The organism is Ruegeria lacuscaerulensis (assembly GCF_013034685.1).
Lineage (GTDB): Bacteria > Pseudomonadota > Alphaproteobacteria > Rhodobacterales > Rhodobacteraceae > Ruegeria > Ruegeria lacuscaerulensis_B.
In genome coordinates this window covers 262,693-275,277 of the sequence record NZ_WQGO01000004.1, presented here as the reverse complement: position 1 = coordinate 275,277, position 12,585 = coordinate 262,693, and the positions used below count along the sequence as shown (strand labels likewise).

Annotated in this window: 10 protein-coding genes; 7 read left to right on the top strand and 3 right to left on the bottom strand. The window is 60.1% G+C overall.

Annotated features, from left to right (window positions below; all coding sequences use genetic code 11):
* Positions 1-48: 48 nt before the first annotated feature.
* The 6 genes from GOV80_RS12465 to GOV80_RS12440 all read left to right on the top strand — a co-directional run bounded on the left by GOV80_RS12465 (position 49) and on the right by GOV80_RS12440 (position 7,162).
* Positions 49-1,788 (top strand): heparinase II/III family protein, encoded by a 1,740-nt coding sequence (locus GOV80_RS12465; RefSeq protein WP_170785107.1) that lies wholly within the window; start codon positions 49-51, stop codon positions 1,786-1,788.
* Positions 1,789-1,810: 22 nt separating this feature from the next.
* The gene (gene purH / locus GOV80_RS12460) at positions 1,811-3,400 is read left to right on the top strand and encodes a bifunctional phosphoribosylaminoimidazolecarboxamide formyltransferase/IMP cyclohydrolase (protein ID WP_170785105.1); all 1,590 of its coding nucleotides are present in this window, start codon (positions 1,811-1,813) and stop codon (positions 3,398-3,400) included.
* Positions 3,400-3,870: a signal peptidase II gene (gene lspA / locus GOV80_RS12455; protein ID WP_170785103.1), complete on the top strand. Its 471-nt coding sequence runs from the start codon at positions 3,400-3,402 to the stop codon at positions 3,868-3,870. The genes purH and lspA overlap by 1 nt, the downstream gene beginning before the upstream one ends.
* 50 nt (positions 3,871-3,920) lie before the next feature.
* A complete protein-coding gene (locus GOV80_RS12450; protein ID WP_170772786.1) occupies positions 3,921-4,439 on the top strand; it encodes a DUF3035 domain-containing protein in 519 nt (172 codons plus the stop codon).
* 81 nt (positions 4,440-4,520) lie between these two features.
* Complete coding sequence (locus tag GOV80_RS12445) at positions 4,521-5,861, top strand: M16 family metallopeptidase (protein ID WP_170785101.1); 1,341 nt, start codon at positions 4,521-4,523, stop codon at positions 5,859-5,861.
* Complete coding sequence (locus tag GOV80_RS12440; protein WP_170785099.1) at positions 5,858-7,162, top strand: M16 family metallopeptidase; 1,305 nt, start codon at positions 5,858-5,860, stop codon at positions 7,160-7,162. The genes GOV80_RS12445 and GOV80_RS12440 overlap by 4 nt, the downstream gene beginning before the upstream one ends.
* A gap of 3 nt (positions 7,163-7,165) precedes the next feature.
* On the opposite strand, the gene GOV80_RS12435 is transcribed toward GOV80_RS12440, so the two are convergent.
* The 3 genes from GOV80_RS12435 to deoC all read right to left on the bottom strand — a co-directional run bounded on the left by GOV80_RS12435 (position 7,166) and on the right by deoC (position 11,430).
* Positions 7,166-7,897, bottom strand: coding sequence for a cyclic nucleotide-binding domain-containing protein (locus GOV80_RS12435; RefSeq protein ID WP_170785097.1), 732 nt, complete (start codon positions 7,895-7,897; stop codon positions 7,166-7,168).
* Between the two features lie 135 nt (positions 7,898-8,032).
* Positions 8,033-10,366 (bottom strand): aldehyde dehydrogenase family protein, encoded by a 2,334-nt coding sequence (locus GOV80_RS12430; RefSeq protein ID WP_170785095.1) that lies wholly within the window; start codon positions 10,364-10,366, stop codon positions 8,033-8,035.
* A gap of 74 nt (positions 10,367-10,440) precedes the next feature.
* Positions 10,441-11,430, bottom strand: a complete 990-nt coding sequence (gene deoC / locus GOV80_RS12425; RefSeq protein ID WP_170772776.1) for a deoxyribose-phosphate aldolase — start codon at positions 11,428-11,430, stop codon at positions 10,441-10,443.
* Positions 11,431-11,630: 200 nt separating this feature from the next.
* Between deoC and GOV80_RS12420 the strand changes: the two genes are divergently transcribed.
* The gene (locus GOV80_RS12420; protein ID WP_170785093.1) at positions 11,631-12,584 is read left to right on the top strand and encodes a metal ABC transporter solute-binding protein, Zn/Mn family; all 954 of its coding nucleotides are present in this window, start codon (positions 11,631-11,633) and stop codon (positions 12,582-12,584) included.
* Position 12,585: the final 1 nt, after the last annotated feature.

Sequence of the window (12,585 nt, the reverse complement as noted above, 5' to 3'; positions counted from 1 at the left end):
TTGGGTCTCAGGCGCCAACAGAGCGCAAGGGGCAGAGTAACGAGCGCAATGTCTAACTCCGATTCCATGACAAGCCGGTGGACCCGGTTCCAGAACCGTCTTTATGCGCGGCTGAGCCAGCGTCGCAAGGCGGCAGCGGGATTCGTGAAAGAGCCCGAGCCGCGCACGGTTGGCTCCTTTGCACGTGGGCGGCAGTTGGTGGCGGGAAATCTGCTGTTTGCCGGTTTTCTGGTCGAGGCGCAGGATACCGGCCTTTGGGACGTGACTGCCCCGAGCGCCGGTTTTGACCACGAACGCCACGGCTTTGCCTGGCTGGACGATCTGGCCGCTGTTGGTGATATGCGCGCACGCGACAAGGCCCAGCGATGGGTCTGGGGCTGGATCGAGGCGCACGGCCGCGGGCAGGGGCCGGGCTGGGTGCCCGATCTGACCGGACGGCGGGTGATGCGCTGGATCAATCACGCGTCCTTTTTGCTGCGCGGAATGGATGAAAAGCAGTCTCAGGTCTTCTTTCGCGCACTGGCGCAGCAGACATGGTTTCTGTCCAAGCGGTGGAAAGCTGCAACCCCCGGCTTGCCCCGATTCGAGGCGCTGGCCGGTCTTGTGCAGGCCGGTTTGGCGTTGCAGGGCCTTGAACAATTGGCTGACCCGGCCCTGCGCGCGCTGGCGCGCGAATGCGGCAGTCAGATCGACGATCAGGGCGGCATTCCCACGCGCAACCCCGAAGAACTGCTCGAGGTGTTCACCTTGTTGGCCTGGACGTCGGCTGCGCTCAGCGATCTGGGGCGGGGGACGCCCGGCGCGCAGGCCAATGCGATCAAGCGCATCGCCCCGGCGCTGCGCAGTTTGCGCCACACGGATGGCGGTTTGGCCCGGTTTCACGGCGGCGGACGCGGAGTTGAAGGGCGGCTGGATCAGGCCCTTGCCCAAAGCGGGGTAAAACCGCAACGCGCCAAGGGGTTGTCGATGGGGTTCGGGCGTCTTTACGCGGCCCGGACCAGTGTGATTATCGACGCCGCTACGCCGCCGAAGGGGGCCAATTCTTACAACGCCCACGCATCGACGCTGGCTTTCGAGCTGACCTCTGGGCGGCGGCCATTGGTCGTGAATTGCGGATCGGGTGAGACATTCGGGGTCGAGTGGCGTCGGGCAGGGCGGGCAACCCCATCGCATTCGACCCTGTGCCTGGACGGTTATTCCAGCGCGCGGCTGGCGGATCCGGTTCCGGGGACTGAGAAAGAGGCGCTGATGGATGCCCCGCGCGAGGTACCCAATGAGTTTGAAGAGGCGTTCGAGGGCGCGCGCTTCATGGCTGGGCATGACGGCTATGCCAAGGTTTTCGGTCTGACCCATGCCCGTACCTTCGAGCTGCGCTTTGATGGCCGTGAACTGACCGGCGAAGATATTCTGCTGGCCACAAGTGACAAGGCCAAGCGGCAGTTTGACCGGGCGATGGATGCCTCGGGGTTGAAAGGTCTGGGCTTTGATATCCGCTTTCACCTGCACCCCGACGTAGATGCGGCGCTGGATTTGGGCGGTGCGGCGGTGTCGATGGCGCTCAAAAGCGGTGAAATCTGGGTGTTTCGCCATGATGGCGTTGGAAAATTGGGTGTCGAGCCAAGCGTTTACCTGGAAAAAGGGCGGCTAAAGCCGCGCGCGACAAAACAGATCGTTCTATCTGGCCGCGCAATGGAGTATGCGACGCGCATCCGGTGGACGTTGAGCAAGGCGCAGGATACAGCCTATGCCGTGCGCGATGTGCACCGGGACGAGCCCGATTTCGACTGACGCCAAAAGGACCTTTGGACCCATGACCGACCTTCACCCCGTGCGCCGCGCGCTGCTTTCCGTATCCGACAAGACCGGATTGATCGACTTGGGCAAGGCGCTGGCCGAGCGCGGGGTCGAGCTGTTGTCCACAGGTGGTACCGCAAAGGCGCTGCGCGAGGCGGGGCTGGATGTGAAGGATGTCAGCGAGATTACCGGTTTTCCCGAAATGATGGACGGCCGCGTAAAAACCCTGCACCCCATGGTGCATGGTGGCTTGTTGGCGCTGCGTGACAACGACACTCACGTTGCCGCAATGACCGAACATGGCATCGGCGCGATCGACGTTCTGGTGGTGAACCTCTACCCGTTCGAGGCCACAGTCGCCAAAGGTGCAAGCTATGACGAATGCATCGAGAATATCGACATCGGTGGCCCGGCGATGATCCGGGCGGCGTCCAAGAACCACGCCTTTGTAAACGTAGTGGTGGATGTCGAAGACTACTCCTCACTGCTGGACCAGTTGGAGGAGAATTACGGAAAGACGTCGTATGGTTTCCGACAATGGCTTGCCCAAAAGGCGTATGCCCGCACAGCGGCCTACGACACGGCTGTGTCGAACTGGATGGCTGACGCGCTGCAGCTTGAGGCTCCGAAGCGTCGCGCTTTTGCAGGAGAGTTGAAACAGACCCTGCGCTATGGTGAGAACAGCCACCAGCAGGCAGCGTTCTATACCGATGGCACAAATCGTCCGGGTGTCGCCACCGCCGTGCAGCATCAGGGCAAGGAACTGAGCTACAACAACATCAACGACACCGACGCCGCGTTTGAGTTGGTGGCTGAGTTCGATCCGGCGCAGGGTGCTGCCTGTGCCATCATCAAACACGCCAACCCCTGCGGTGTAGCGACAGGTGCCACGCTGATCGAGGCCTATAAGGCGGCGTTCGACTGCGATCGCACCTCGGCATTTGGCGGGATCGTGGCGCTGAACCAACCGTTGGATGCCGAAACCGCGCAGGAAATCACTGGCATCTTCACCGAGGTCGTGATCGCCCCAGGCGCGTCCGATGAGGCGAAAGCCATTTTCGCCGCCAAGAAAAACCTGCGCCTGCTGACCACCGACAGCTTACCTGATGTAATGGCCGGTGGTAAAACCGTCCGTCAGGTTGCCGGAGGTTTGTTGGTACAGGACAAAGACAACGGGTTTGTCGGCATGGATGACCTGAAGGTCGTCACCAAAAAAGCCCCGACCGAAGACCAAATGCGCGATTTGCTGTTCGCGTGGAAAGTGGCGAAACACGTCAAATCCAATGCCATCGTCTACGTCAAAGATGGCGCGACCGTAGGCGTGGGTGCTGGACAGATGAGCCGCGTGGACTCTGCGCTGATCGCAGCCAAGAAAGCCGAACGTATGGCCGATGTGTTGGGCTTGGCTCAACCGTTGACCATCGGCTCGGCCGTAGCATCGGACGCGTTCTTCCCCTTCCCCGACGGTCTGATGGAGGCCGCTGAGGCCGGTGCCACCTGTGTGATCCAGCCCGGTGGTTCAATGCGTGATGATGAAGTGATCGCAGCGGCGGACGAGGCCGATCTGGCCATGGTCTTCGCCGGCATGCGGCACTTCCGCCACTGATGCGCTATCGCTTGCTCATTTGGGCTGCGATGGCGGCGTTTGCGATCGACCAGATCAGCAAAGTTCTGGTCGTTCACATCATGCGCGTGGCCGAAGGCGATATCGACGTCCTGCCACCCTTGCTTGTCTTCAAATATGGCGAGAATCGCGGCATCAACTTTGGCTTGTTTCAGGGCAATACCGAGGCGGCACGTTGGGTTCTGATCGGCGTGTCCATTGCGATCTCGGCGGCTGTGCTGGTCTGGCTGATGCGGTCTGCGCCGTCGAAAATCATGCTGCTTTCGGGCGGGCTTTTGATTGGCGGCGCGCTGGGTAATGTGCTGGACCGGGTGCTTTACGGCTATGTTCTGGATTTCCTGAACATGTCCTGTTGCGGTATCAACAACCCGTTTGTCTTCAATCTGGCCGATGTGTTTATTTTCGCCGGTGCCATCGGGTTGATCCTATTCGACGGCAAAAAGCCCTCGTGACGCGCCGGTGGAAATGCGATAAAAGCGCCTCAAACAGGCTGGAGACTACGATGCGGTTGCCGCGTTCCATTATTGCAGTGACGCTTGCCTTCACGGTGGCGGGATGTTCCGATATCGGTCTGCGCCACCTTCAGGCGCCGGGTCCGGGACCGGATGAATTCTCGGTCCTGCCGGTCAAGCCGCTGACACAGCCCGAAGATTATCAATTCCTGCCCGCGCCGACACCGGGCGCAGGGAATCTAACCGACCCGACCCCCAAGGGGGATGCGATTGCGGCACTGGGCGGCAACCCGGATGCACTGAATCCTAACACGGCGATTCCCGCGGCGGATGGCGCATTGGTGACGGCCTCGAGCCGGTATGGCGTGACCGAGAATGCTCGTCAGGTGGTCGATGCCGAAGACGCTGAGTTCCGCCGCAAGCAAAGCCGTTTTACCCGACTGCGTCTGTTTAACGTGGACCGCTATTCGCAAGTTTACAAACGATGGGCGCTGGATTCGTCGCAGGTAAATGAACAGGCACGGCAGGCTGGGGTCGAAACTCCGTCGGCTCCGCCGCCAGGTGAATAATCCTTAACTTTTCGTCATCACACTTGAACCTGCGCCGCGCCACCGTAGTTTGAAACTCAGACAACAAACGGAGGATGCCCCATGGTTCGGGCCCTTGCCCTGTCGGCTGCCCTGATTGCTGCCACCCCGGTCTGTGCCGAAGATGGCCAGGAGGCGGTCACAACCTTCACGCTGGAAAACGGCATGGATGTCGTCGTGGTCGAGGATCACCGCGCCCCTGTCGTGCAGCATATGGTCTGGTATCGCGCAGGTTCGGCGGATGAACCCGTCGGATCGTCCGGTGTGGCGCATTTTCTGGAACACTTGCTGTTCAAAGGAACCGATACGCTGGCACCGGGTGAGTTCTCGGCCACGGTGGCGGCCAATGGCGGCAATGACAACGCATTCACTTCGTATGACTACACCGCCTATTTCCAACGCGTCGCCGCCGACCGGCTGGAACTGATGATGCGAATGGAGGCGGACCGGATGCGCAATATCCGCCTGTCCGAGGATGATATCGTGACCGAGCGTGATGTGATCCTTGAGGAACGCAACCAGCGCACCGACAATAACCCCCGCGCCCTGTTCGGCGAACAGATGAACGCGTCGCAATACCTCAACCACCGGTACGGGGTGCCGATCATTGGCTGGCGGCACGAGATGGAGACACTGGACATGGAGGATGCGCTGTCCTTCTACCAGACCCACTACGCGCCCAATAACGCCATTCTGGTTGTGACAGGCGATGTCGAGCCCGATGAGGTCAAGGCGCTGGCCGAAAAATACTATGGCGTGATCCCCGCCAACCCGGACCTGCCCGAGCGCATCCGTTCGCAAGAGCCGCCGCAGACGGCCGCGCGGAGGCTGACCTTCAAGGACGCACGCGTATCGCAGCCCTACGTGCAGCGCAGCTATCTGGCGCCTGAACGCAACGCGGGCGAACAGGAAAAGGCCGCAGCCCTGTTCATGTTGGCCGAATTGCTGGGTGGTGGGAACACGTCATACCTGACCGAAAAACTGCAATTCGAGCAACAGAAAGCCGTTTACACCGGGGCGTTCTATCGCGGCGTGTCGTTGGATGACACGACCTTTGATCTATTTATCGTTCCGGCGCAGGGCGTTTCCCTGCAAGAGGCCGAAGAAGCCATGGATGCAGCCGTGGCCGGGTTCATTGCCGACGGTGTTAACCAAGAGGATCTGGACCGGATCAAGATGCAGCTTCGCGCTTCGCAAACCTATGCGCGCGACAATGTGGACGGGATCGGCAATCGCTATGGCCGGGCCCTGACCAGCGGATTGACGGTCGAGGACGTGCAGGCCTGGCCGGATGTCCTGCAGGCCGTAACCGGAGAAGAAATCATCGCTGCCGCCCGCGAGGTTCTGCAACTGGAAACCTCGGTAACGGGCTGGCTGATGCGCGACGATGAGGTGACGCAATGAAACGGATTTTCGCGACCCTGATTGCATTCGTGATCGCATTGCCCGCCTGGGCTGAGATCGAAATTCAGGAGGTGACATCGCCTGATGGTATCACCGCGTGGCTGGTTGAGGATCACTCGATCCCCTTCACCGCATTGGAATTGCGGTTCCGTGGCGGAACCTCGCTGGACGACCCTGACAAGCGGGGGGCCGTGTATCTGATGAGCGGCCTGATCGAAGAAGGCGCGGGCGACATGGATTCCCGAACCTATGCGCGTGAGCTTGAATCGCTGGCGGCATCGTTTGGCTATAACGCCAGTGACGATACCGTCTCGGTCTCGGCGCAGTTCCTGACTGAAAACCGGGACGAAGTGATCGACCTGCTGCGTGTGACCCTGCACGAGCCGCGTTTCGATCAGGACGCGGTGGATCGTGTGCGGGCGCAGGTTCTGTCCGGCTTGCGGTCGGATCAGACCAGCCCGAACGATATCGCCGGACGCAATTTTGCGCGAATGGCTTATGGGGATCACCCCTATGGAGCCGAGGGCAAGGGAACGATCGAAAGCGTGACCGCCCTGACCCGAGACGACGTGGTTGATGCCTATGAGAACGTCTTTGCCAAAGATCGGCTCTATGTAGGGGCTGTGGGCGATATCACGCCCGAAGAACTCGGCAGGTTGCTGGATCACCTGTTGGCCGATCTGCCCGAAACAGGCAAACCGATCCCCGGACCGGCGCAAGTCAACATCCCCGGCGGGGTCAGTGTTGTCGAGTTTGACACGCCGCAATCTGTGGCTCTGTTTGGCCATGCGGGTATCGATCGTGACGATCCCGATTTCTTTGCAGCCTTCATCCTCAATCACATGCTGGGCGGTGGCGGTTTCGAAAGCCGTCTGATGCAGGAAGTGCGCGAAAAACGCGGGTTGACCTATGGGGTGTCGACCTTCTTGGTGCCCAAGGATCTGGCCTCGGTCTATCTGGGTTCGGTCTCATCTTCGAATGACCGGATCGCGGACGCGGTGTCTGTCATCCGGGATGAATGGGCGCGTGCGGCCAATGAAGGCTTCACCCAGAAAGAGCTGGACGATGCCAAGACCTATCTGACGGGCGCCTATCCTTTGCGGTTCGATGGCAATAGCCAGATCGCAGGGATCATGGTCGGGATGCAGATGGAGGATTTGCCCATCGACTATATTGCCACCCGCAATGATCAGGTGAATGCAGTGACGCTGGAAGAGGTGAACCGTGTTGCCTCGGAACTGCTGGACCCGGAGGGGCTGCATTTCACCATCGTCGGTAAGCCCGAAGGTCTGGATGGCTAACGCCTAGGCTGCGACCGAGCTGTTCTGCGCCCGAAGGGTGTGTTTGTTGCTGCTCAGCAGTTTTTGCCGCGCATGTCTGAAATGCGCGGCTTTCAACGCATCGTCGATATGGCGGTTCCGGCGCAGCAGGCGCGTGAGTTGGATATTGTCGAATACCAGGCAGGTGGTGGGCTCGGTGGCCTTTACTGTGGCCGTTGCGGGCAATCCCAGGCTAAATGTCAACTCGCCCAGTATTTCGTCAGCCCCGCAGCGGTTGATCACCTGATCGTCCTTCAGGATGGTTGTTTGTCCGCTGAGGACGAAACCCAGAAAATCGGTGGTCTTGCCCTCTTCGATCAGCTTGCTGCCCGCCGGGAACTCCTGAATAGTTGCGGTGTTCAGCAGCCGCCGGGCTTGATGCGGTTTCAACGTCTCCAGATGATGCGCGATGAACTGTCGTTCGGCGTCGGAAAAACGCACCAGATGACGTGACAGGTACCCGCGCAGCAAGCCTAGAACTGAGATCGAGATATAGGCCATCTGGATGATCGAGCCTGCCAGATTGAACTCGCGCATCATGCTGATCAGCACGCAACTGGCAGCGACAATCACCAGCACCGGATAGGTCACACCAGTGCCGCGCACCATGCCCATCTGAAGCAGAAAATAGTTCAGGATATAAAGCCCCGCGCCGAAGACACCGACCATTGTGGTCAGTTGTATGTAGTCAGGAATTTCAAACGGGATATTCAGCATGATCGGCCCACCCTCATCTGGAATGGGTCCACGCTGAGGGACGTGGGGTTATCTGTATATGAACGAATTCACATGTTAATCGGTGATATGCGCGTGTTTTCGCGCATATGCACCACTGGGTTTGGTTCTGGGGGCCTACTCGCCGTAGGGCACCCAGATGTTTTTGACCTCGGTCGCGGCTTGCAGGAAGCGGCGCGTCTGATCCGCGTTCCAGTCTGTAGCGGCCCCATTGTTGACCCATGTCCGCTTGAGATTCCCCGCCGAGGCTTTCTGAATCTCGGCCGACAGATCGGTCGATGAGAATGACCAGACCGCATCCACATTCAGATGCGCGGCCAGGGGTTTGGCCAGCTCCGCGTGGCTGCCGGTCAGGATATTGACCACGCCCGCAGGCACGTCCGAGGTTTCGAGGATCTGGTAGAAATCCGTTGCCGCTAGCGGATAGGGCTCGGAGGCTGCCAGCACCACCCGGTTGCCCATCGCAATCGCCGGGGCCATAGCTGAGATCAGGCCCAGCAAAGGCGCCTCATCCGCGCACAGCGCGCCAATCACACCAACGGGTTCCTTCATCGCAAGGGCAACACCCCGGATCGGAACGCCATGCACCTGACCGTCATATTTGTCGGCCCATGCAGCGGCGGTGAACAGGCGCTGGATCGAGGTCTCAATCTCAGCCGCGCCGGTCTTGCCGCCGGTCATGGCGTCGATCCGCGCGGCGAATTCATCTGCGCGGGCCGAGAGGTTTTCGCCGATATAATACAGGATCTGCGCCCGCAGATGGCCGGTGGTCTTGGCCCAGCCTTTCGCGCCCGCCGCGGCTTCTACCGCGTTGCGCACGTCTTTGCGGTTCGCCAGACCCACATGGCCCAGCAGGCCAGGTTTACCCCAGACGGGTTTCGAATAGCCTCCGTCCGGTCGCGCTTGCTTGCCGCCCACATACATTTTGGCGGTGCGATCAATAGGATCAACCGGCGCGCCTTGGCCCATTGCAGCCTCGACCTTGGCCAGCGGCTTGGTCTTGCCTTTGGGTTTGGTATAGGCGGCCAGTCCTTCCCAGCCGCCTTCACGGCCAAATCCGCTTTCGCGCACGCCTCCGAAACCGGCGGCTGCGTCGAACAGGTTGGTGGCATTCACCCAGACCACGCCCGCAACCAGCTTGGGCGCGATATCGAGCGCGAGGTTCACATTCTCAGTCCAGACCGTCGCGGCCAGCCCGTAGCGGGTGTTATTGGCCAGTTCGACCGCCTCAGTAGGCGTACGGAATGTCGAGGAGACCAGAACCGGGCCAAATATTTCCTCCTGCATCAAAGGGTCCGAGGTTTCGAGGCCGGAAATCAGTGTAGGCGGGTAAAAACAGCCATTTTCGGGCAGTGCGCAGGCCGCCTGATAAACCTCACCTGCGGTGTTGCTGTCGACCATGCCTTTGATCGTCTGCAACTGGATCGGGTCCACAACTGCGCCCACGTCGATGCATTTGTCCAGCGGATTGCCAATGCGTAAGCCGTCCATCCGCGCGCGCAGCTTGGCGTGGAAGCGATCGGCGATGCCTTCCTGCACCAGCAGGCGCGAACCCGCGCAACAGACCTGACCCTGATTGAACCAGATCGCATCGACCAGCCCCTCGATGGCGCTGTCGATATCGGCGTCATCGAACACGATATAGGCGGACTTGCCGCCCAGCTCCAACGTCAGTTCCTTGCCGGATCCAGCGGTTGCCTCGCGGATGCGCCGCCCAACGGCCGTCGAGCCGGTAAAGGCAATCTTGTCTACGTCGGCGTTGACGATCATTTCGCCTACCGCGCCGTCTCCGGTCACGATATTGACCACACCCTTGGGCAACCCAGCCTGCGTGCAGATATCGGCAAACAGCAGGGCTGTCAGCGAGGTATACTCTGCAGGTTTCAGAACCACCGTATTTCCCATCGCCAGCGCAGGTGCGATCTTCCACGCCAGCATCAGCAGCGGGAAGTTCCACGGGATGATCTGTCCGCACACGCCCAAAGCTTGTGCATCAGGCAACTCGCTCTCCATCAACTGCGCCATGCCTGCGTGGTAATAGAAATGCCGCTGGGCTAAGGGGATGTCGATGTCCCGCGATTCACGGATCGGTTTGCCGTTGTCGAGGCTTTCCAGCACCGCAAACAAACGCGAATGTTTCTGCAGCAGGCGCGCAATGGCATAGAGATACCGCGCACGTCCCGCGCCGCCCAGTTTCTCCCACTTGGGTTGTGCTTTGCGGGCGGCCGCCACGGCGGCGTCCACATCGGCCTGTTTGGCTTGGGTCAGCTTTGCCAACACCTCTCCGGTCGCAGGGTTGCGGCTGTCAAAGCCTTTGCCGGGCTTGGTGAAGGCCCCGTCGATATAGTGGCCGAATTTGTCACCCTGATCGACCAGCCAAGCCAGCGCCTCGGCGGCGCTTTCGGGGGCAGGGCCGTAGTCCATGGTTTCGAAAATCTCTTTGACTGTCATTGTTCTTTCCTTTTCCCGGGGCTTCGCCCGTTCGGCACTGAAATCGCTCTACCAGAGCGATTTCCGGGCGTGCCTCACCCCATAGAATGACGGTAGCCAGCCGAGTACGCCCCGGTGACATAATGTTCCAACTGCCGCTCGATATCGCCCAGCAGTGACGAGGCGCCGAACCGGAACAGGTCCGGCTCCAGCCAGCGATCGCCCAACTCGTCCTTGATCAGCGACAGATAGACCAGCGCATCCTTGGCCTTGGAAATCCCGCCCGCAGGTTTGTAGCCGACGCGGTATCCTGTGCGGTCATAGTAATCGCGGATCGCACGGATCATCACCAGCGACACGGGCAGTGTGGCGTTGACGCTTTCCTTGCCGGTCGAGGTCTTGATGAAATCCGCCCCCGCCATCATGCACACGACCGAGGCGCGAGCGACATTGCGCAGGCTGCCCAATTCTCCGGTCGCCAGAATGGCTTTGACATGGGCGTCGCCACAGGCGGCACGGAAAGCCTTCATCTCGTCATATAGAGCCTGCCAGTCGCCTGACAGCACGTGACGGCGCGAGATCACGATGTCGATTTCCTCGGCCCCGGCCTTTACGCTTTCTTCGATCTCGGCCACGCGCAGATGGAAGGGGGACAGACCCGCAGGGAACCCGGTCGAGACAGCAGCCACCGGAATGCCAGTGCCTTTTAGCGCCGCAACAGCTGGTTCGATCATGTCGTGATAGACACAGACCGCACCCGTGGTGATCGGCGGCATGTCCATCGCTTGCAATAGCGCGGGGGCTACAGGCTGACGCGCCTTGGCGCACAAGCGGCGCACGCGGCCCACCGTGTCATCGCCCGACAAAGTGGTCAGGTCGATCATCGTGATTGCCTTCAGCAGCCAAGCGGCCTGATAATCTTTCTTTACCGAACGACGACCGGGCAGGGTGGCGGCACGGCGTTCAATGGCTGAGGTGTTGGCCTGCACGGCGCGCACCCAGTCCAAATCCAGATCCATACCCGGATTGCGGGGTTCGGTCACTTGCGGCAGATGCGCGGTGCGCACGGGGCTCTGCGTTTCCATCATCGCGTCCTTTGGGAGATTTGCGCCAAAATCGCATGGGTTGCGTCTAAAGAAAAGGGCAAGCGAGTGCGTTTCAGCCATTTTTTTGACCAAATGGACAAATATGGTCGCCTTTTTTGCGAATAATTCGCAATAGCATTGACTAAGTTGCGAATGGTTCGCATATTAACGGTCATGGGGATATCAGATCGGGGTCTGACATGATTCGTCGTAGCTTTCTTGCAGCGCTGGCTTTTGCCGTTGCTCTGCCTACCTCGGCGCTGGCCGAAGCGCCGCTTAAAGTGGTGGCGACAACCGGTATGATTGCAGATGCCGTTCGTCAGGTCGGTGGGGACCAGGTCGAGGTCAAGGGCCTGATGGGCCCCGGTGTAGACCCGCACGCTTATCGCCAGACCCGCAGCGATATCGTCGCAATGACCCGCGCAGATCTTATCCTATGGCACGGCCTGTATCTTGAAGCGCAAATGGAGGATTTCTTCCACGACCTGTCTCGCAAGCGCAACGTGGTGGCCGTTGCCGAAGGGATCGACACGTCCAAGCTGCGCGCCCATGATGATTACGCCGACAAATACGACCCGCATGTGTGGATGAGCCCGGCCCTGTGGCGCGACGTTGTGGTTCAAGTGCAAAATGCGCTGACCGACACCCGCCCCGAAGCGGCCGAGTTTTTCGCCGCCAATGCGCAGGCCCATCTTGCCGAGATTGCCCAGTTGGAAGCCTATGGGAAACGGATGCTGGCCGCCGTCCCGAAGGACAACCGCATTCTGGTGACGGCCCACGACGCATTTGGCTATTTCGGTGCGGAATACGGCTATGCGGTGCTGGGCATTCAGGGCATCTCGACCCAGTCCGAGGCTGGTCTGAACCGGATCGGCGAACTGGTCGATACGCTGGTTGATCAGAAATTGACGGCGGTGTTCGTGGAAAGCTCGGTTTCGGACCGATCCATTCGCGCGCTGATCGAAGGTGCCGCGGCTAAGGGGCATCAGGTGGCCGTGGGTGGTGAGTTGTATTCGGACGCGATGGGCGAACCCGGCACGTATGAGGGCACCTATATCGGAATGCTGGATCACAATATCACTGTCATTGCCAGCGCGCTGGGTGCGGATGCACCGGCACTGGGCATGAATGGCAAATTGTCGGCGGGGTTCTGAG